Below are 19,314 nucleotides of genomic sequence, written 5' to 3'. Positions count from 1 at the left end.
CGATGCATCAGGACGGATGCATCAGAACGGATACATCAGGCGTGATGCATCCAGAACGATGCATCAGGCGTGATGGGGTGCTGGGGGCAAAGCGGACAGTGCGCGGGTCAGGGCTCGCGAGCGGGACGCCGGGGTGCGGGCCTTCAGCAGCGGCAGGAACAGCGCGTACTGCTCGCTGCGGGTCAGCGACGCATACGACGCCCCGGCCGCCGAGTTCGCCGCCAGCGCCTCCACCAGGTCGGGAGGGGTCGAGGCCGTGCGCTGGGGCTCGTACGCCGACGACCACCGGCCGTCCGCCCGGGCCGCGGCCATCTCCGCACGACCGCCCGGGCGCATGCGGCCGGCCGCCTCCAGGGCCGAGGCCCGCAGGACGTTCACCCGGGACCACGGGCTGCCGGGGCGGCGCGGCGAGTAGCGCTGGAGGAAGTAGCTATCGTCCAGCCGCCGACGGTGGCTGTCGATCCACCCGTGGCACAGTGCCACGTCGCCCGCCTCGGCAGCCGATATGCCCGCGCCCGACGAGCCCTTCTTCGGGATGCGCAGCCACGCCTCAGCGGCCGAAGCGGCGTGCGCCGCGAGCCACTCGTCCCACTCGGCGACCGACGTGAAGAGGACCGACGTGACGGGGACCGTCATGACGCCTCGCCCTTGATCGCCGCGTAGTGGGGGCTGTAGATGATGCCGAACACGTTGCCGAACGGGTCCACGACCGAGGCCGTCACGAAGCCCGCGCCGCGGTCCTGCGGGCCCTCCAGGGCGGTCGCGCCCAGCGCCAGCAGCCGCTCGTACATCGCGGCCACGTCGTCCGTGTGCCAGTGCAGGACCACGCCCGCGCCCGGGGTCACGCCCGCGGGGCGGTAGCGGGCGTCGATCAGGCCCAGCTCGTCCTGGTCGTCGCCGAGGCGCCACTCGGCGTACCCGGGGCGCTCGAAGTACGGCGGGTAGCCGACCAGCTCCGTGTACCACTCCCGTGCCGCGGCCCAGTCGGCCGCCCAGTAGCTCGCGTTCGCCATGCCTCGAAGGTTCATACGACGAGCCTAGAAGCGGTTGCGGAACATTAGGTTCCTCAACCAACATGGAACCGTGCTCGAAACCTCGGTACGGCTCCTGCGGCTGCTCTCCCTGCTCCAGCAGCGGCGCGAGTGGAGCGGCGCCGAGCTCGCCCAGCGGCTCGAGGTCACCACGCGGACCGTGCGCAACGACGTCGACCGCCTGCGGCAGCTCGGGTACCAGGTCGACTCGGCGACCGGGCCGACCGGCGGCTACCGGCTCGGGGCCGGCGCCGCGCTGCCACCGCTCGTGCTCGACGACGAGGAGGCCGTCGCGGTCGCGGTCGGGCTGCGGGCGGCCGCGGCCGGGTCGGTGAGCGGGATCGAGGACGCGTCGCTGCGGGCCCTCACCAGGCTGGAGTGCACGCTCCCGAAGCGGCTCCGCCCGCGGGTCGACGCCCTCAGGAGCGCCACGGTCTCGGCCGCGGGCGGCGGGCCGGCCGTCGACGCGACCGTCCTGACCACGGTGGCGGGCGCCGCCCACAATCACGAGCGCCTGCGCTTCGAATACGAGGGCTTCGACGGTACCGCCAGCGCGCGCGACGTCGAGCCGCACACGCTGGTCTACACCGGCCGGCGCTGGTACCTGCTGGCCTGGGACACCGACCGGCGCGACTGGCGGACGTTCCGCGCCGACCGGCTGCGCCCGATCCTGCCGACCGGCCCGCGGTTCGTGCCGCGCGAGCCGCCGGGCGGCGACGCGGCGGCGCACGTGCTGCGCGGGGTGCGCTCGGTGCCGTGGACCTACCGGGTCCGGATCCGGTTCGCGGCACCGGCGGCGGCGGTCGCCGAGCGCAGCACGCCGACGTCGGGCGAGGTGATCCCGCTCGACGAGCACACCTGCGAGCTGGTCACGCGCAGCGACTCGCTGCGCGACCTGACGGCGTACCTCAACGGCTTCGACCTGCCGTACACCGTGCTCGAGCCGCCGGCCCTGATCGAGCACCTGCGCGCGCTGGCCGCCCGGTATCAGGCGGCGACTAGTCCCGGGTCAGGATGAGGTCGGCGCGGTCGCGGGTGCCGGCGATCACCGCCGCGTTGCGCTCGTCGCTGCGGAACACCCAGTCGTGCGCGTGCTCCAGGTCCAGGCCGCGGGCCAGCTGGCGGCGCACGAGCGAGTCCTGGCGCACCTGGTCGGGCGCGTCGAGGTACAGCACCAGATCGAGCAGACCGCGGACCTGCGCCCACGGGCCGGAGTCCAGGAGCAGGTAGTTGCCCTCGACCACGATGACCCGCACGGACGGCGGCACCGGGATCACGCCGCCGATCGACTCGTGCAGCGTCCGGCTGTAGCTCGGCGCGTAGACCAGTTCGTCGGCCGCGTGCAGGCGGCGCAGCAGGTGCACGAACCCGGCCGCGTCGAACGTCTCCGGCGCGCCCTTGCGGTCGGTCAGGCCGAGCCGGGCGAGCTCCACATTGGACAGGTGGAAGCCGTCCATCGGCACGGCCACGCTGGACAGTCCATCGTGGACGTTCAGCGCGTCGGAGAGCGCGGTCGAGAGGGTGGACTTGCCGGCCGCGGGCGGGCCGCAGATGCCGACGACGGTCCGGCCCTCCCGGGCGCGGGCGTAGGGCACGACGACGTCGAGCGCGGGCTGGAGCGTGTCGGGCGCCCTCATGAGTCGAGCGAGGCGGCCAGGCCGCGCATGCCCGCCAGCCAGCGTTCGGTGTCGGTGGCGCGGTTCAGGTAGTACTTCGCGACCTCGGGGTGCGGCAGGATGAGGAACCGCTCGGCGGCCAGCCCCTCGACCACGGCGTCGGCGATCTGCTCCGGGGTGAGCACCGCCCCGCCGGCCGCGGTCACCTTGGCGCCGATGTGCCCGGCGGCCAGCCCGTCGCGGAGCATCGGGGTGTCGACGCCCTGCGGGCACAGCGCGCTGACCCTGATGCCCCGGTCGCCGTAGGTGATCGCCAGCCACTCGGCGAACGCGACCGCCGCGTGCTTGGTGACCGCGTAGGGCGCGTCGCCGACCGCGGTCAGCAGGCCGGCGGCCGAGCACGTATGCAGCAGGTAACCGGCGCCGCGCTCCAGCATCGACGGCAGGACGGCCCGCGCCGAGTGGATGTGCGCCTGCACGTTGATCGCCCAGGCCCGCTCCCACACCTCGGCCGGCGCCTCCAGGCCGGCGCCGGTGGTGATGCCGGCGTTGGCGCAGAACAGGTCGATGCGGTCGTACCGCTCCAGCGTCTCGCCGACCAGCTCGGCGATCTGCTCCTCGCTGGTGACGTCGCAGGCGACGCCGAGGGCCTCGCCCCCGGCCGAAGGTGCCAGCGTGGCGGCCAACGCCGCCGCGGCGTCGCCGTCGAGGTCGGCCAGGACCAGGGCGGCGGCCCCCTCGGCGGCGAACCGCCGGGCCAGCCCCGCACCGATGCCGCCGGCGGCGCCGGTGACGACGACGACCGCTCCCTCGACGTTCACGACCGGCCTCCCAGCGCGCGCAGCGTGTCGAGCAGCGCCGGTGCGCCGCCCGCGGCCAGCTCCCGGGTCGGCAGCAGGGCGATCACCGGGGTGGTCACCCCCGCCTCGGCGTAGCGGCGCACGTGCTCGCGGCACGCGTCCGGTGCGCCGTGCACGATCAGGTCGTCGACGACCTCGTCCGGGATGGCCCGGACCGCGCCCTTGCGGTCGCCGGCCGCCCACGCGTCCCACATGGGCTTGAGCACCTCGCCGCGCCCCAGCCAGCGGTGGAAGGCGGCGTAGGCGGGCACGGTGAGGTACGCGGCGATGAGCCGGCGGCCGGTCTCGCGCGCCTCCGCCGGGTCGGCGGTCGGGCAGACGAAGATCCGGGCCGCGACCTCGAAGCCCTCGGGCGCGCCGGTGAGCTCGGCCCGGGCGGTGGCGACGTCGCCCGCCGACAGCCAGTTCAGGATGGCGCCGTCGGCCTCGGCGGCGGCGAGCCGGAGCATCCGGGGCCGCAGGCCGGCCAGCAGGAGTCTCGGCGGTACCGCCGGCGGCCGCTCCAGCCGGAAGCGCCGGACGGTGAACGTGTCGAACGTGCCGTCGACCAGCTCACCCGCGAGGGCCTGCCGCAGGAAGCGCAGCACGTCGCGGCTGCGCTCGAAGGGCCGGTCGAACGGCACCGCGTTCCAGTCGCCGACGACGACCGGCGACGAGGCGCCGATGCCGAACGCGAACCGTCCCGGCGCGGCCTCCGCGAGGGTGGCCGCCTGCATGGCGAGCAGGCCCGGCCCGCGGGTGAAAACGGGGACGATCGCCGAGCCGAGGCGTAGCGTCGGAGACCAGACAGAAGCCAGTGCCAGAGGCGTGAAGGCGTCGGTACCGGCGACCTCGGAGGTCCACACGTCGGTGTAGCCGAACGAGGGAAGCTGGGAGAGCAACGCTGCGTGATCGGGCAGCGGCACGCCAGCAAGTGGCACCGTCAGCCCCCATTGGCCGGTCATCCACCGATCATCCCCAGCGACTCGTCCGTGTGGCAAGCAGAACTGCACAGCCCCCGCTTTGCAGGCAGGAGGAGAGCGACGTAGCCTGGCGCGGGTTTCCACCGAGAGAAGGAGCATCACCATGCTTGGTCTGGAAAAGAAGCTCATGAAGGAGTGGGAAGGCAAGAGCGCGCAGGAGCTCGCCGACGCCCCCGTCACCGCGATCGCCGGCGTGTCCGAGGGCGACGCCGAGAAGCTCGCCGCCGCGTTCGGCATCAAGACCGTGCGCGACCTGGGCACCAACAAGTACTTCCGCTGGGCGCAGGGCATCGTCACGCTGGCCGACTGATCACCCCGCGTCACGGACGGTCGCTCCCTCGCCGGGGGCGGCCGTTTTCGTCGGCAGTGGCGCCCCCACGCTACGGTTTCCCGCATGCGACGGCGTCATCTGCTCACCTTGGCCGCCGCCGGTGCGGTCAGCACCGGCTGCGGTGCCGACGACGCCCCGCCGCAGTGGAACGCGAGCCCCGCCGACGCCAAGGCGGGAGGCCCGGCGAGCCCGCCCGCGCGGGCGTTCCCGAAGGGGTTCGGGTGGGGCGCCGCGACGTCGGCGTACCAGATCGAGGGCGCGGTCAACGAGGACGGCCGCGGGCCGTCGGTGTGGGACGTCTTCAGCCACCAGAAGGGCCGCACGAAGGGCGGCGACACCGGCGACGTGGCGGCCGACCACTACCACCGCTTCTACGAGGACCTCGACATCATGAAGGACCTCGGCCTGAAGACCTACCGGTTCTCGATCTCCTGGTCGCGGGTGCTGCCCACCGGGCGCGGCACGGTCAACGCCAAGGGCCTCGACTTCTACCACAAGCTCGTCGACGGGCTGGTCGCCCGCGGGATCGCGCCGGTCGCCACGCTGTTCCACTGGGACACCCCGCAGGCGCTGCAGGAGCAGGGCGGCTGGGAGCAGCGCGACTGCGCGAAGTGGTTCGCCGACTACGCGTCGACGATGTTCTACTCGTTCGGCGACAAGGTCCCGACCTGGCTCACGCTCAACGAGCCGAAGACCGTGGTCGACGCCGGCTACACGTCGGGGATTCACGCGCCGGGCAAGCGCGACCGGCGCATCGGCAACGTCGCCGGGCACCACCTGCTGCTCGCGCACGGGCTGGCCGTGCAGGCCTACCGGGCCACCGGCGCCAAGGGGCGGATCGGCGCCGCGCTCAACCTGTCCCCGGCGTATCCGGCGGACGACTCGGCGGCGGCCCGCAAGCACGCGACCGCGGCCGACGGCGAGGAGAACCGCCGCTGGCTCGACCCCGTGCTCAAGGGCAGCTACCCGCAGGACTGGCTGGCCACCCAGGCCGCCGACGCGCCGGTGCGGCGCGCGATCCAGGACGGTGACCTGGCCGTCATCGGCAGCCGCAGCGACCTGCTGGCCGTGCAGTACTACAACCCCGCCTACGTCACCGCCAAGGGCGCCCGGGTCAAGAAGCACAAGACCTCGCAGGCGTCGTGGCAGGAGATCTACCCCGACGGCCTGTACGACCTGCTGACCCGCCTCAAGCGCGACTACGGCGACATCCCGCTGATCATCACCGAGAACGGGATGCCGACCACGAACGCGATCCAGGACCAGGACCGCATCACGTTCCTGCGGGACCACCTGACCGCCGCCCACCGGGCGATCCAGGAGGGCGTCAAGCTGGAGAGCTACCACGTGTGGTCGCTGCTGGACAACTTCGAATGGGCCGAGGGGTTCTCGCAGCGCTGGGGCATCGTCCACGTCGACTACGAGACGCAGACCCGCTCCCGCAAGGCGAGCTACGGCTGGTACCAGAGCGTCATCCGCAACAACGGGCTCTAGCCGAGCTAGCCGAGCCAGCCCGGCCGGACCAGGCCGGCCTCGTAGGCGAAGACCACCAGCTGCGCACGGTCGCGGGCGCCGAGCTTGATCATCGCGCGGCTCACGTGGGTCTTGGCGGTGGCCGGGCTGACGAACAGCTTGGCCGCGATGTCCTCGTTGGACAGTCCGGCCCCGACCAGCGCCATCACCTCGCGCTCGCGGTCGGTGAGCGCGTCGAGCGCCATCGGGGTGAGCGGTGCGCGCGAGCGGCTGGCGAACTCCTCGATGAGCCGCCGGGTCACGCCCGGCGACAGCAATGCGTCGCCGCCGGCCACCGCCCGCACGCCGCGCAGCAGGTCGACCGGCTCGGTGTCCTTGACCAGGAAGCCGCTGGCCCCGACGCGCAGCGCCTCGAAGACGTACTCGTCGAGGTCGAACGTGGTCAGGATGACGATCCGCACGTCGGCCAGGCGGGCGTCGGCCGCGATCTGCCGGGTGGCCTCCAGACCGTCGAGCACCGGCATCCGGATGTCCATGAGCACCACGTCGGGCCGGGTCTGCACGGCCAGCCGGACGGCCTCGGCGCCGTCGGCCGCCTCGCCGACCACCTCGATGTCGGACTGGGCGTCGAGCAGGGCGCGGAACCCCGCCCGGACCAGCGCCTGGTCGTCGGCCAGCAGGACCTTGATCATGTGGGCTGCTCCTCGCGCAGGGGGATGCGGGCGTGGACCTCGAAGCCGCCGCCGTCGCGCGGGCCCGCCTCGACGGTGCCGCCGAAGGTCGCCGCCCGGTGGCGCATGCCGGCGATGCCGTTGCCCTCCTTGGCGGCCGCGGCGCCGGTGCCGGTGTCGGTGACCAGGATGCTGACCTCGCCGGGCGCGTAGCCCACCACGACGGTCGCCGACGCGTCCGGCCCGGCGTGCCGGCGGACGTTGGTCAGCGCCTCCTGGACGATCCGGTACGCCGCGCGGTCGACCTGCGGCGGCAGCGCCACCACGGTGCCGACCGCCTCCACGGCCACCGGCAGGCCGGCACCGCGCGCCTCGGCCGCGAGCCGCTCCAGGTCGGCCAGGCCCGGGGCCGGCGTGCGGGGCGCCGCCTCGCCCGGGTTGAGGCCGGCCAGCACCGCCCGGGTCTCCCGCAGCGCCTCGGCGCTCGCGTGCTTGATCGCGGCGAGCGCGGTGCGCGCCTGCTCCGGGTTGTCGTCCATGAGGTGCAGGCCGACGCCGGCCTGCACGTTGATGAGCGAGAGGTGGTGGCCGATGACGTCGTGCAGCTCGCGGGCGATGAGCAGCCGCTCGTCGCTGGCCTGGCGGGCCTTCTGCTCCTTGCGGGCGCGCTCCTCCTCGGCCCGCGCGAGGGCCTCTTGCTCCTCGCGTTCGCGGGCCATCTGGGCGTACCGCATCCCGCGCACCCGGGCCGCCTCGCCGAACGACAGGATCATGAGTGCGCAGATGCCGACGACCACCAGCCGGGCGGTCGACTCGACCTCGTGCACGCGCACCACGAAGACGGTGTAGGCGGCGGCGACCGCGAGCAGCGTGAGCGCCCGGTGGCCGGCGGCCAGGGCGGTGAACACGGCGACGATCGCGGCGATGAACCCGGGCCCGTCGGGGTACCCCAGGCTGAAGTACGCGACGGTCGCCGACAGGGCCCCGGCCAGCGCGAACAGCGGCAGCTTGAGCCGGAAGACCAGGGCGGCGGCGCCGGCGACGAGCAGCAGGTAGCCGGTCTTGTCCAGCACGTGCTCGGTGCTGCCGTAGGCGGCGGCCCGGGTGCCGAAGACCTGCACGAGCGCGATCATCACCGCGATCGCGACCGGGCTGGGGCCGCGCCAGTGCCGCTTCTCCAGCCGGTCGAGCCGATGCTGGAGCCGGTCCTGGCGCTGGGCGATCCGCCGGGCGTGACGGGCCGCGCGCAGGTCCTCCCGCCAGGGCCGTCGTCTCGTCACAGGTCGACCGTAGTGGAGGGGGTCAGCGGCGACATCGCCTTCCCGGTTCGCGGCGTGTACTCCAGCGGGAGTACGCGGGGCGCCGGGCTGCGCCGGGCGAGGTACCGCACGAGACGACGCCGGTGCGACGCGCGGAGCGCCGCCGATCGGCACGCTGGAGTCCATCACGAGGAAGGGGGCCGAGATGACCGACGAGCGGGTGCGAGCCTCGGACGCGGAACGCGAACAGTACGCCAACATGGTGCGGGCCGGCATGACCGAGGGCCGGCTGACGCTCGAGGAGGGGGAAGAGCGGCTCGGGCAGGTCTACGCGGCGAAGTACCGCGACGAGCTGCCGCCGCTCACCGCCGACCTGCCCGAGGGCGGGCGGCGCGGGCTGCGCGAGACGCCCGAGGCCAGGCAGGAGTTCGTCCAGGACGGCCGCCGGCACGTGCGGCGGCACGCCGGGTTCGTGTTCGCGCTGGCGGTGTTGCTGACCGGGTTGTGGTGGCTCTCGGGCGCCCACTTCTTCTGGCCGGCGATCCCGCTGTTCTTCCTGGTCCTCAGCGTCTTCAAGCACGCACGCTGGCGGCGCTGGATGGCCGCGAACGGGGGCGTGCCGCCGTGGCACGGCCGCGAGCAGTGGCACGGGCACCGGCACGGACACGGGCGGTGGGACCGCGGTCCCTGGGCCGCCGCGTCCGACCGTCAGGGCTGGAGCCGCTGACGCACCACCCTGGGGGCCGCCGCGTGGGGGCGGCGGCCCCCTCGACGAGAGAGGGGCGATGGGTTCATGTGGGGATCGACGTTTCCCGAGCTCAAGGGCCGGGTCGCGGTGGTGCTTGGCCCCTCCGAGGGGGTCGCCGGGGCGGTGTGCCGGATGCTCGCCAACCGCGGCGTGCGCATCGCCGTGATCGGCGAGCAGCCGGACGAGCTGGAGGACCTCGTCGACGAGCTGCACTGGCTCGGCGCCGAGGCGGTCGGCATCGTGGCGGCGCCGGCCGACGGCGCGGCCGCCATGGACGCGGTCCGGGCCAGCGTGCTGACCGAGCTCGGCGCGCCCGACCTGCTCTTCGTGCTGACCTGCACGAACCGGGCCGGTGCCGGCTGGCACGACATGGTGGACAGCGGGCTGACCACGACGCTGCAGGCGCTGCAGGCGTTCGTCCCGGCGATGGTCGAGGCGCGCGCCGGCGCGGTGGTGACCCTCGCGCCGGCGGGCCCGGACCCGGCGTCGACGGCGGTCGGCGGTGGTGTGACCGCACTCACGCAGCACTTCGCGCGGCAGGTCGCGGGCTCTGGAGTGCGGGCGAATGTCGTAACCTGGACACCGCGATCGTCCATCGTGGACGATGTCGCGTTCGCCGCGCTCTACCTGGCCTCGGACGCCGCCGCGAGCATGACGGCAACGACACTCGACGTAGCGGGCACATCGATACGTCTGTAGATCCTATGTACGAATGACCGTCCACCTGGGATAGTCCCAGGGCATGATGGGCTCGTCGCACGCACTCTCCGGGGCGGCGGTCTGGCTGGGCGGCTCGCTGGCGCTCGACCAGCTCGCCGGGTTTCACCAGACCCCGCTCCAGCTCGCCGTCGGCACCGCGATCTGCGCCGGCGGCGCCCTGCTGCCCGACCTGGACCTCTCCGGCCGCGTGACCGCGCGGAAGGGCGGGGCCACGGTCGCGCACACGTTCGGCGTGCTGACGCTGTTCCTCGCCGAGTGCGTGGAGAAGTTCTCGCTCAGCGTCTACAAGCTGACCCGGATGAAGTACGACCCGCACCGCCGCAACGGCCACCGCACGCTCACCCACACGATCGTGTTCAACGTCGGCGTCGGCTACGGCACCCTGGCGCTGTGCAACGCCTACGGCAAGTGGGCCGTCATGGGCGTGCTGTTCTTCTGCTTCGCCCTCGCCCTGCGCGGGCTGTTCGAGCGCTGGGCCGAGCGGGCCGGCTGGGTCATCGTGACGCTCGCCGCGGCCGGTGCCGCGTTCGTGGTCTACGAGCGGCTGCCCGGCGACCGCGGCTATCCGCTGCTCGGCGTGGCCGTCGGCATCGGCGGCCTGATCCACCTGGCCGGCGACATGATCACCCGGCACGGGTGCCCGATCTTCTGGCCGATCCCGACCGGCCGGCGCATGTGGCGCAACATCGGCCTGCCCGACCGGATCGCGCTGCGGGCCGGCGACAAGACCGAGACCGTCCTGCTGCGCACGGTGTTCGCCACCGTCGCAATCTTCGCCGGTGCGCTGCTCGTCGCACCGATCCTGCTGGAGCGGTTCAACATAGACCTGTGATGGACGACGAGGCGGTCCCCGCCTTCTGGCGCTCGCTCGGCCTGCCCGGCCTGTTCGACGTGCACACCCACTTCCTGCCCGAGCGCATGCTCCGCAAGGTGTGGGCCTACTTCGACAGCGCCGGGCCGCTCGTCGGCCGTCCCTGGCCCATCCGGTACCGCGGCAGCGACGCCGACCGCGTCGCCACGCTCGCCGCGCTGGGGGTCCGGCACTTCTCCGCCCTCGCGTACGCGCACCGCCCCGGCATGGCGGCCGACCTCAACGCCTGGACGCTGGACTTCGCCGCCCGCACCCCCGGCTGCCTGCCCAGCGCCACCTGCTACCCCGAGCCGGACGCCCTCGCCGTCGCCGACGCGGCCCTGGCCGCCGGCGCGCGGGTCTTCAAGGTGCACCTCCAGGTCGGCGGGTTCGACCCGCGCGACCCGCTGCTCGACCCGGTGTGGGGACGCCTCGCCGAGACCGGCACGCCGGTCGTCGTGCACGCCGGCTCCGGCCCGGTCGCCAACGGGTTCACCGGCCCCGGCCCGTTCGGCGCCGTGCTCGACCGGCACCCGGGGCTGGTGGCGATCGTCGCCCACATGGGTGCCCCGGAGTACGAGGGATTCCTCGCCCTCGCCGAGCGCCACCCGCGCCTGCACCTCGACACGACGATGGTCTTCACCGAGTTCTTCGGCGCTCCCCCGCCCGGCCTGCTGCCCCTGGTCCGCGACCTCGGCCTGGCCGGCCGGGTGCTGCTCGGCACCGACTTCCCCAACATCCCCTACGCCTACGCCCACCAACTGGAGGGCCTGGCCCGGCTCGGCCTCGGCGACGACTGGCTGCGGTCCGTCTGCTGGTCCAACGGCCTCGCGCTGTTCCCGGGCGCGGCATGATTGGCTCGTGACCAACGAGACGCGACGCTCCTTCCACGGCCTGGCCGAGCTGGTCCTCGCCGGCCCCCAGCACCGCCGCAGCGGCACCATCCGGCTCCGGGTGACCCCGACGGGCTTCGCCACCGTCGCCGAGCCCGACCTCGCGGTCGAGGCGGACGCGCTGGTGGCCGGCGGCCGGCGGTTCCCGCTGAAGGGCCAGACCCTGGCCGACCTGGCCACCGAGGCGGACGTGGAGGTCGGCGCCCCGCGGGACCTGTACGCCGACGGCTCCGGCGCGAGCCCCGGCGACCTGGTCGTCACCGACGGCGCCGCCGAGCTGCTGGGCGCCCTCAGCACTGGAGACGCGGCGCTGCGCCGGCTCACCGCCGACGTCACCCCGGTGCTGTGGCCGGAGCACTTCGACGTCGGGGTGTCGCTCGACGAGGTGAACTACGGGGTGTCCCCCGGCGACTCGGGCATCGACGAGCCCTACGCCTACGTCGGCCCGTGGAAGCCGCGCGAGGGCGCCTTCTGGAACGTGTCGTTCGGCGCCGCCGTCCCGGTGCGCGACCTGGGCGACACGGCCGGCGTCTTCGCGTTCTTCGAGGAGGGTCGCGCCCGCGCCGCGGAGTAACCTGGGGCATGGACGTCGCACCCCTCGTCCGCGCCTTGGACCTGCTCGTGCCCGAGATCCTCGAGCACACCGACACGCCCGGCGTGTCGATCGCGATCGGCGTCGGTGACGAGGTGGTGTGGGCCAGGGGCTACGGCCTGGCCGACCTCGCCACCGGCGCCCCGATGACCCCGGAGACGGTCAACCCGATCGGCTCCGACGCCAAGACGTATACGGCCGTGGCCGCCATGCAGCTCGTCGAGCGGGGCCGGCTCGACCTCGACGGGCCGATCGGGCCGCACCTCGGCGACCTGCGGGTGGTCAACCCGCACGGGGCCCGCCCGATCACGCTGCGGGACCTGCTGACCCACCGCAGCGGGCTGGGCACGACGTTCGGGTTCGCCGACCGGGTCCCGCCGGCGCCGCTGGGCGAGCACCTGCGCCAGGTGTTCCGGCGCGGCCGCAGCGACCTCTACGGCGGGGACCTGGTCCCGCTGTGGTCGACGCCGGTCGGCGCGCAATACCAGTACAGCAACACCGGCATCGCGCTGGTCGGCTACCTGGTGGAGCGGGCCAACCCGGCCGGGGTCACGTTCGACGAGTGGGTCCGCCGCAGCGTGTTCACCCCGCTGGACCTGCGCTCGACCTGGTTTCCAGCGGGTGTCGTACCGCCGGCGGCCGCGACCAGGCGCAGCACCGGCTACGCGACGGTGGGCGGCTTCCAGTTCGTGCTGCCTCCGGTGTACCTCGGCGACTACCCGGCCGGCACCGCGCTCACCACCGCGTCGGACCACTGCCGGTTCGTCCTGGCCGTGCTCGGTGGGGGCGCGCTGGCCTCGGGGCGCATCCTCAGCCCGGAGACGGCCCGGCTGATGCTGACCCCGCAGGCCGGCACCGGCCCCGACCCGGCGGCAACGGTCGGGCTGGTGTGGAACGTCTTCGACGGCGGCCTCGACGCGGGCTACGTCGGCCACGGCGGCGAGTACTTCTGGGGCTGGAGCAACTTCACCCGCGGCTGGCCGGGGTCCCGCGCGGCCGTGGTCGTCTCGTCGAACCAGTGGCACCTGGCCGAGCCGGGCACCTCCCACCGCCCGAGCCACTTCGCCGGGCGGCTCGTCGGCGGCATCGTCACCGCCTGGGTGAACGGCGCCGACCCGATGCCGGCGAAGTCCCGGGCGGCGACGCAGAGCTGGCTCGCCGGCATGCTGGTGGCCGACCGGCTGACGACCCGGCTCGGCTCGCGGCACCCGCTGTCGGCGGCCGAGATCGACGCCCTGGTGGCGGGCGCGGTCGTGCGGCCCGGGCAGCCGTGGGACCCGGAGGCGTTCCGGTCGGCGTTGCGCGACTACCCGTGGGACTCGCTGAGCGAGGCGATGGCGTGGAGCCGGGAGCAGGTCCCGGCCCACCTGCAGGCGCTGGTCACGAGCGAGCTCGGCGTGCCGTGGCTGGGCCGCCTGGTGGCCGGCCTGGAGCTGTGACTCAGCGGCGCCTGATCCACCAGATGATGCCGAGGACAACCGCGAAGCTGGCCGCGGCCGTGAGCACGTAGGGCGCCGCGCGACGGACGGCCGCGCCGACGCCGGAGACGGCGAGCAGGTCGATCGGCTCGACCTCCTCGGGCTCCGGCTCGGCGACCTTGACCGGAACGGCCGAAGCGGTCGGCGTGGCCGAAACGGTCGGGGTGGCCGGAGTGGCCGGCTCGGTCGGTGCGGTCGGCACCGGGCCCGCGCCGGACGCCTCGGCCGCCGCGGCACCGGCGGCTGCCGCCGGCTCCTCCGGTGCGGACCCGCTCCCCGCGGCGAGCTTCCCGGCCAGGCAGTCGGCGAACTGGCCGATCAGCTTGCCGCTCACGTCGCCGATCAGGCCGCGCCCGAACTGGGCCGCCTTGCCGGTGATGTCGAGGTCGGTCCGCACCTCGACGCGGGTGCCGTCGGCGTCCTCGTGCAGCGACGCGGTCACCCGGGCCGCGGCCGTCCCGCCGCCCCGGGCGTCGGCGCCCGAGGCGGTGAGCTGCACGCGGTGGGCCGCCTCGTCGCGCTCGACGAAGCGGCCCGAACCCTTGAACGTGAGGCTCACCGGACCCAGCTTCACCTTCACCGTGCCGGTGAACGTGCCCTCCGTGTCGTCATGGCCGGTCAGCGTGGCCCCCGGCATGCACGGCGCGATGCGTTCGATGTCCAGCAGCACCGCCCACGCCTGGTCGACGGGGACGGGCACGGTGAAGCTGTGTTCCAGTAGCACGGTCGTCAGACCCCCAGCGCTCGGCACACGGCCCGCGTGGTGAGCACCCGGGCCAACTCCCGACGATAGTCCGCCGAGGCCGACAGGTCGTCCACCGGATCGGTGCCGACGGCGACCGACGAGCACGCCGCCGCGACGGCGTCGGCGGTCGCCGGCGCCCCGGCGAGGGCCGCCTCGACGTCGCGCGCCCGGTGCGGCACCGGGCCCATGTTCGTCAGCGCCACCCGGGCCTCGCCGATCGTTCCGTTGGACCGCTGGACGGCCACGGCCACCCCGACGATAGCCCACGCCTGGGCCGTCCGATGGAACTTCTCGTAGTGGGTGGCCCAGCCCGCGGCGGCCGGGACGCGGACCCCGACGACGACCTCGTCGGGGGCGAGGGCGGTGGTGAACAGGTCCACCGCGAAGTCCGCGGCCGGGATGGTCCGCCGGCCGGAAGGACCCTGCACCTCGTACACCGCGTCCAGGGCCGCCGCCACCGCCGGGAGGTCGGCGGCCGGGTCGGCGTGGGCGAGCGAGCCGCCGAGCGTGCCGCGGTGGCGCACCTGGCGGTCGCCGACGGTGCCGGCCGCGACGGCCAGCAGCGGCGCGTACTCGCGGACCAGCGGGTCGGCGGCGACCTCCGCGTGGGTGGTCATCGCCCCGACCACCAGGTCACCGCCGTCGAGGCGGACCCCGGTCAGCCCCGGCACGGCGCCGAGGTCGACGAGCACCGTCGGGGCCGCGAGCCGCAGCCGCAGCACCGGCAGCAGGGACTGACCGCCGGCCAGCACCTTCGCGTCCTCGTCGGCCGCGAGGGCCGCCACCGCCTCGTCCACGGTGGACGGGCGGACGTAGTCGAACGCCACGGGGATCACGCGACACCTCCGCGCTTGACGGCGCGCCACACCCGCTCGGGGGTGCAGGGCATGGGGACGTCGTTCACGCCGTACGGGCGCAGGGCGTCGACGATCGCGTTGACCACGGCCGGCGTGGCCGCGATGGCGCCGGCCTCGCCGACGCCCTTGACGCCCAGCGGGTTGGAGGTCGCCGGGGTCTCGGTGCGGTCGCTGACGATCGTCGGCAGGTCGGCCGCGCTCGGGATGGTGTACTCCACGAACGAGCCGGTCAGCAGCGTGCCGCCCGCGTCGTAGACGGCCTCCTCGTGCAGGGCCTGCGCGATGCCCTGGGCGACGCCGCCGTGCACCTGGCCCTCGACGATGAGCGGGTTGACCACCCGGCCGACGTCGTCGACGGCGACGTACGAGCGGATCCGCACGTGGCCGGTCTCCGTGTCGACCTCGGTGGCGCACAGGTGAGTGCCGTGCGGGAAGGAGAACGTCTGCGGGTCGAAGGTGGCGTCGGCGTCGAGCGACGCCTCCACCCCGTCGGGCAGATCGTGCGCCGCGAACACGGCGAACGCCGCGTCCGCCACCGTCCTTGCCGCGTCGGGTGTACCGCGGACCCGGAACGCCCCGCCGGTGAACTCCAGGTCGTCGGGGCTGCACTCGAGCATGTGGGCGGCGATGACCCGGGCCTTGTCGCGCACTTTGCGGCACGCCTCCACGAGCGCGACCCCGCCGACGGCGAGGCTGCGGGACCCGTAGGTGTCGAGGCCCTTGTGCGAGGTCCGTGTGTCTCCGTGCAGTACCTCCACATCCTCGAACGCCACGCCCAGCTCGTCGGCGACGATCTGGCTCCACGCCGTGACGTGGCCCTGGCCGTGCGGGCTGGTGCCGGTGACGACCTCGACCTTCCCGGTCGGCAGGACGCGCACCGAGGCGCTCTCCCAGCCGCCCGCCGCGTACCGCAGCGCGCCCAGGATCCGCGAGGGCGCCAGGCCGCACATCTCGGTGTAGGTCGACACGCCGAGGCCGAGCTGGACGGGGTCGCCGGACGCGCGGCGGCGCTCCTGCTCGGCCCGCAGCTCGGCGTAGCCGAACAGCTCCAGGGCCTTGTCGGTGGCGGCGTCGTAGTCGCCCGAGTCGTACACCAGGCCGCAGACCGTGGTGTACGGGAACTCCTCGGCCTTGATCCAGTTCTTGCGGCGCAGCTCGATCGGGTCCATGCCGAGCTCGACGGCGAGCTCGTCCATCGCCCGCTCGATCGCGTAGGTCGCCTCGGGGCGGCCGGCACCGCGGTACGCGTCGGTGATCGTCGTGTTCGTGAAGACGCCGACGCACTCGAAGCGGTACGCCGGAACCTTGTAGATGGCGTTGTACATGAAGGCGCCGAGGATGGGCACGCCCGGGCCGACGAGGCCCAGGTAGGCGCCCATGTTGGCGATCAGCTTCACGTGGATGCCGGTCAGCGTGCCGTCGCGCGTCGCGGTCAGCGTGATGTCCTGCAGCTGGTCGCGGCCGTGGTGCGCGGAGAGCATGGTGTCGCTGCGCGTCTCGGTGTACTTGACCGGCTTGCCGACCCGTTGCGCGGCCAGGAACGCGATCATCTCCTCGGGCGTCACCTGGAGCTTGCCGCCGAAGCCGCCGCCGACGTCCGGGGCGATGACCCGGATCTTGTGCTCGGGCACGCCGGTGAGCAGCGCGTAGAAGACCCGCAGGATGTGCGGGATCTGGGTGGCCGACCAGATCGTGTACTCGCCCATGCCGGGGTCGACGACGACGCTGCGCGGCTCCATGAACGCCGGGATGAGGCGCTGCTGGACGTACTGCCGGTTGATCGTGACCTCGGCGGCGGCGTCGCTCACGCTGCTGCCGGTGCCGGCGTCGGCGGAGTCGAAGACCCAGGTGTACGACTTGTTGGTGCCCTTGTCGGGGTGGACCAGCCCGGTGTCCTCGTAGGCCGCCCGCAGGTCGAGCACGGGCGCGAGCGGCTCGTACTCGACCTCGATGTCCTCGAGCGCGTCGATCGCCGCGCTGCGGTCGCGGGCCACGACGACGGCGACCGCCTCGCCGTGGTGGCGGACGTAGCCGTCGGCCAGCGGCGGGCGCACCGGGTGGACGATGTCCTCGGTCACCGGCCAGGCGCAGGGCAGGCTGCCCTGGATGTCCCGGACGTCGGCGCCGGAGAACACGTCGACCACGCCGGGGCGGCGCTTCGCCGCGGACACGTCGATGCTCGCGATCCGGGCCGACGCGTGCGGGCTGCGCAGGATCGCCAGGTGCAGCATCCCGGGCAGCGCGATGTTGTCGGTCCAGCGGGTCCGCCCGGTGATGAGCCGCGCGTCCTCCTTGCGCTTGCGGGCCGCGCCGACCTGGGGCTCGATGGTGGAGGTCATACGGTCGCCTCCTCCGGCAGCTCGGCCTGTGCCCGCAGCGCGGCGGCCGCGGACTGCACGGCGCGCACGATGTTCTGGTAGCCGGTGCACCGGCACAGGTTGCCCGACAGGCCCTCCCTGACCTCGGCGTCGGACGGATCGGGGTTGTCCCGCAGCAGGTCGACCGCCGACATGATCATGCCGGGGGTGCAGAACCCGCACTGCAGGGCGTGGAGCTCGTGGAACGCCTGCTGCACCGCGTGCAGCTCGCCGCCCGGGCCGGCCAGGCCCTCGACGGTGGTGACGCTGGCGCCGTCGGCCTGCACGGCGAGGACGGAGCAGCTCTTGACGCTGTGCTGTGCGCCGTCGGCCGAGCCCATCAGCACGGTGCACGATCCGCAGTTGCTCGTGTCGCAGCCGACGACCGTGCCAACCTTGCCGAGTTGTTCACGAAGATGATGGACCAGGAGGGTCCGGGGTTCGACGTCGTCGACGTAGCGCGTGCCGTCGACGTCGACGCTGACCCGGACACGGTGGGACGAGGACATGGAGCCTCCCGCGGGGACGTGCGGAACGGCCCGTCGCGCGGCGGACGCCCACGGGCCACCTCCTGATCAGCAGACCCCACAGCGGTGATCAACGCAACCCTCCAGCGGTCTTGACTTTCCGCCTGTCGGGGGTTTCACAGGATCATGAGCGTCAGCGGCAGGGCGACGAACATCGCCGCGGCGGCCGCCACGACCAGCGCCACCGTCCTGGCGCGGGACGGCGCTTCGGCCGGCGCGGCCTCGGGCGCCTCGTCGGGCTCCGGGGCCGGGCCGCCGACCGGGAGGACCGCCCAGAGACGGAAGACGCCGTCGGCCAGGCGGTGGTCGAGGAAGCCGCCGGCCGGGTGCACCCGCTCCGCGAGTCTTGCCAGTCCGGCTTCTCCGCCGGCCTCCCCCGCCGCCGGGTTCGCCACCGAGAGGAGCAGCGCGTCCGGCTCCCACTCGAGGTCGACGGTGATCGGCTGGCCGGGCGCGTGCTTGACCGCATTGCGCAGCCCCTCCTCCAGGACCAGGAAGGCGGCGCGCTCCCCGTCCCGGCTCATCGCCCCGGGCGCTCCCCGGCGGCGCAGGACGACGGGGACGCCGGCCGCCCGGTACTCCTCGACGACCGGGCCGATCGCGGCCAGGCCCGGCTCGCGCTCGCGCGGCTCGTCGCCGGTGCGCAGGACCCCGGCGAGCTGGTGGAACTCGGTGACCGCGCCGCGCAGCGAGGCGGCCAGCCGGCGCACCGCCTCGTGCTCGTTCTCCAGGTCCGCGGCCTGGTGCGACACCAGCCGCAGCCGCTGGCCCAGCGAGTCGTGCAGGTCGCGGGCGATCCGCAGCCGCTCGCGCAGCCGGTCCTGCTCGGCGACGGCCTCCCGGCGCCGGCGGACCTCGACGCGGTGCCGGTCGACGGCGGCGGCCAGCTGGTCCTGCTGGGCGGCGTACCGGCCGGACAGCAGCGGCAGCAGGGCGAACACGACGTAGGTGGAGACCAGCGCGGCGACCCGCCGGCCGTCGTCGGCCCGGAACGCGAGCTGCGCGCCGAGCGCGCCGGCCACCGCGCCGGCCGCGACCGCGAGGTGCCGGGGCCGGGCCAGCTCCCGCCCGGCCTGGTAACCGGTCCAAGCCAGCAGCATCGACGCCCCGCCGGTCAGCCCGGCCGGCACGAGCGCGGCCACGAACGCCGCGGCGGCGCTGCGCCACCGCAGGGCGGCGATCAGCCCCAGGACCAGGGCGTACACCGGCACGAGGGCCGGCTCAACGCCGCCCGGACGCGCGGCGGCCAGCAGCACACTGTCCACCACCACGGCCCCGGCGGCGCTGATATATCGACGCATATCTGCACGATACGTCGCGCCACATCAATGTTCGGTTGCGAAA

The 19,314-nt window shown here is 73.9% G+C and carries 21 protein-coding genes; 9 read left to right on the top strand and 12 right to left on the bottom strand.

All coding sequences use genetic code 11. The annotated features are described in order from the left end of the window. Positions 1 to 63: 63 nt before the first annotated feature. A complete protein-coding gene (locus ABZS66_RS01295) occupies positions 64 to 636 on the bottom strand; it encodes a YdeI/OmpD-associated family protein (protein WP_354753987.1) in 573 nt (190 codons plus the stop codon). Continuing rightward, positions 633 to 1,028 carry a VOC family protein gene (locus ABZS66_RS01290; protein ID WP_354753985.1) on the bottom strand — a complete coding sequence of 132 codons (396 nt, stop codon included), beginning with the start codon at positions 1,026 to 1,028 and terminating at the stop codon, positions 633 to 635. The genes ABZS66_RS01295 and ABZS66_RS01290 overlap by 4 nt, the downstream gene beginning before the upstream one ends. A 55-nt stretch (positions 1,029 to 1,083) precedes the next feature. Between ABZS66_RS01290 and ABZS66_RS01285 the strand changes: the two genes are divergently transcribed. Further along, positions 1,084 to 2,049, top strand: coding sequence for a YafY family protein (locus tag ABZS66_RS01285; RefSeq protein ID WP_354753984.1), 966 nt, complete (start codon positions 1,084 to 1,086; stop codon positions 2,047 to 2,049). Here the strand turns inward: ABZS66_RS01285 and ABZS66_RS01280 are convergent. The 3 genes from ABZS66_RS01280 to ABZS66_RS01270 are packed head-to-tail and all read right to left on the bottom strand — an operon-like array spanning position 2,030 to position 4,433. After that, entirely contained in the window at positions 2,030 to 2,668 is a 639-nt protein-coding gene (locus ABZS66_RS01280; RefSeq protein ID WP_354753982.1) for a nucleoside/nucleotide kinase family protein, read from the bottom strand. The genes ABZS66_RS01285 and ABZS66_RS01280 overlap by 20 nt on opposite strands. Continuing rightward, positions 2,665 to 3,468, bottom strand: a complete 804-nt coding sequence (locus ABZS66_RS01275) for an SDR family oxidoreductase (RefSeq protein WP_354753980.1) — start codon at positions 3,466 to 3,468, stop codon at positions 2,665 to 2,667. The genes ABZS66_RS01280 and ABZS66_RS01275 overlap by 4 nt, the downstream gene beginning before the upstream one ends. Continuing rightward, positions 3,465 to 4,433 carry an LLM class F420-dependent oxidoreductase gene (locus ABZS66_RS01270; protein WP_354754311.1) on the bottom strand — a complete coding sequence of 323 codons (969 nt, stop codon included), beginning with the start codon at positions 4,431 to 4,433 and terminating at the stop codon, positions 3,465 to 3,467. The genes ABZS66_RS01275 and ABZS66_RS01270 overlap by 4 nt, the downstream gene beginning before the upstream one ends. A gap of 139 nt (positions 4,434 to 4,572) precedes the next feature. On the opposite strand from ABZS66_RS01270, the gene ABZS66_RS01265 reads away from it, so the two are divergent. Together ABZS66_RS01265 and ABZS66_RS01260 are read left to right on the top strand one after the other, a co-directional pair. Continuing rightward, complete coding sequence (locus ABZS66_RS01265) at positions 4,573 to 4,779, top strand: hypothetical protein (protein WP_238018778.1); 207 nt, start codon at positions 4,573 to 4,575, stop codon at positions 4,777 to 4,779. Between the two features lie 84 nt (positions 4,780 to 4,863). After that, complete coding sequence (locus ABZS66_RS01260; RefSeq protein ID WP_354753978.1) at positions 4,864 to 6,294, top strand: GH1 family beta-glucosidase; 1,431 nt, start codon at positions 4,864 to 4,866, stop codon at positions 6,292 to 6,294. A 5-nt stretch (positions 6,295 to 6,299) separates the two neighbouring features. Here the strand turns inward: ABZS66_RS01260 and ABZS66_RS01255 are convergent, their stop codons facing one another. Both ABZS66_RS01255 and ABZS66_RS01250 read right to left on the bottom strand, forming a co-directional pair. Then, positions 6,300 to 6,965: a response regulator transcription factor gene (locus ABZS66_RS01255; RefSeq protein WP_354753976.1), complete on the bottom strand. Its 666-nt coding sequence runs from the start codon at positions 6,963 to 6,965 to the stop codon at positions 6,300 to 6,302. Next, a complete protein-coding gene (locus ABZS66_RS01250; RefSeq protein ID WP_354753975.1) occupies positions 6,962 to 8,224 on the bottom strand; it encodes a sensor histidine kinase in 1,263 nt (420 codons plus the stop codon). The genes ABZS66_RS01255 and ABZS66_RS01250 overlap by 4 nt, the downstream gene beginning before the upstream one ends. A gap of 184 nt (positions 8,225 to 8,408) precedes the next feature. On the opposite strand from ABZS66_RS01250, the gene ABZS66_RS01245 reads away from it, so the two are divergent. The 6 genes from ABZS66_RS01245 (at position 8,409) to ABZS66_RS01220 (ending at position 13,445) form a co-directional block, all read left to right on the top strand. Further along, positions 8,409 to 8,930 carry a DUF1707 domain-containing protein gene (locus ABZS66_RS01245; protein WP_354753974.1) on the top strand — a complete coding sequence of 174 codons (522 nt, stop codon included), beginning with the start codon at positions 8,409 to 8,411 and terminating at the stop codon, positions 8,928 to 8,930. A 66-nt stretch (positions 8,931 to 8,996) separates the two neighbouring features. After that, entirely contained in the window at positions 8,997 to 9,650 is a 654-nt protein-coding gene (locus ABZS66_RS01240; RefSeq protein ID WP_354753973.1) for an SDR family NAD(P)-dependent oxidoreductase, read from the top strand. Between the two features lie 43 nt (positions 9,651 to 9,693). Further along, positions 9,694 to 10,503, top strand: a complete 810-nt coding sequence (locus ABZS66_RS01235) for a metal-dependent hydrolase (RefSeq protein ID WP_354753972.1) — start codon at positions 9,694 to 9,696, stop codon at positions 10,501 to 10,503. After that, positions 10,503 to 11,375, top strand: coding sequence for an amidohydrolase family protein (locus ABZS66_RS01230; RefSeq protein ID WP_354754309.1), 873 nt, complete (start codon positions 10,503 to 10,505; stop codon positions 11,373 to 11,375). The genes ABZS66_RS01235 and ABZS66_RS01230 overlap by 1 nt, the downstream gene beginning before the upstream one ends. 7 nt (positions 11,376 to 11,382) lie before the next feature. Beyond that, positions 11,383 to 11,988 (top strand): hypothetical protein, encoded by a 606-nt coding sequence (locus ABZS66_RS01225; RefSeq protein WP_354753971.1) that lies wholly within the window; start codon positions 11,383 to 11,385, stop codon positions 11,986 to 11,988. 8 nt (positions 11,989 to 11,996) lie between these two features. Continuing rightward, positions 11,997 to 13,445 (top strand): serine hydrolase domain-containing protein, encoded by a 1,449-nt coding sequence (locus tag ABZS66_RS01220; protein ID WP_354753970.1) that lies wholly within the window; start codon positions 11,997 to 11,999, stop codon positions 13,443 to 13,445. 1 nt (position 13,446) lies between these two features. Here ABZS66_RS01220 and ABZS66_RS01215 read toward each other — a convergent pair whose 3' ends face one another. From ABZS66_RS01215 to ABZS66_RS01195, 5 genes are all read right to left on the bottom strand, one after another. Then, positions 13,447 to 14,208, bottom strand: coding sequence for an SRPBCC family protein (locus tag ABZS66_RS01215; protein WP_354753969.1), 762 nt, complete (start codon positions 14,206 to 14,208; stop codon positions 13,447 to 13,449). A gap of 5 nt (positions 14,209 to 14,213) precedes the next feature. Continuing rightward, on the bottom strand, positions 14,214 to 15,065 hold the full coding sequence (locus ABZS66_RS01210; protein ID WP_354753967.1) for a xanthine dehydrogenase family protein subunit M: 852 nt from the start codon (positions 15,063 to 15,065) through the stop codon (positions 14,214 to 14,216). After that, the gene (locus tag ABZS66_RS01205; RefSeq protein ID WP_354753966.1) at positions 15,062 to 17,425 is read right to left on the bottom strand and encodes a xanthine dehydrogenase family protein molybdopterin-binding subunit; all 2,364 of its coding nucleotides are present in this window, start codon (positions 17,423 to 17,425) and stop codon (positions 15,062 to 15,064) included. The genes ABZS66_RS01210 and ABZS66_RS01205 overlap by 4 nt, the downstream gene beginning before the upstream one ends. Next, complete coding sequence (locus ABZS66_RS01200; protein ID WP_354753964.1) at positions 17,422 to 17,952, bottom strand: (2Fe-2S)-binding protein; 531 nt, start codon at positions 17,950 to 17,952, stop codon at positions 17,422 to 17,424. The genes ABZS66_RS01205 and ABZS66_RS01200 overlap by 4 nt, the downstream gene beginning before the upstream one ends. A 134-nt stretch (positions 17,953 to 18,086) precedes the next feature. Then, positions 18,087 to 19,271, bottom strand: coding sequence for a histidine kinase (locus tag ABZS66_RS01195; protein ID WP_354753962.1), 1,185 nt, complete (start codon positions 19,269 to 19,271; stop codon positions 18,087 to 18,089). Between the last annotated feature and the right edge of the window lie 43 nt (positions 19,272 to 19,314).

Origin of the sequence: Dactylosporangium sp. NPDC005572, from assembly GCF_040605515.1 — a bacterium.
Lineage (GTDB): Bacteria > Actinomycetota > Actinomycetes > Mycobacteriales > Micromonosporaceae > Dactylosporangium.
Note: the sequence above shows the minus strand (reverse complement) of the source record. Positions and strands in the feature narration are given on the sequence as shown.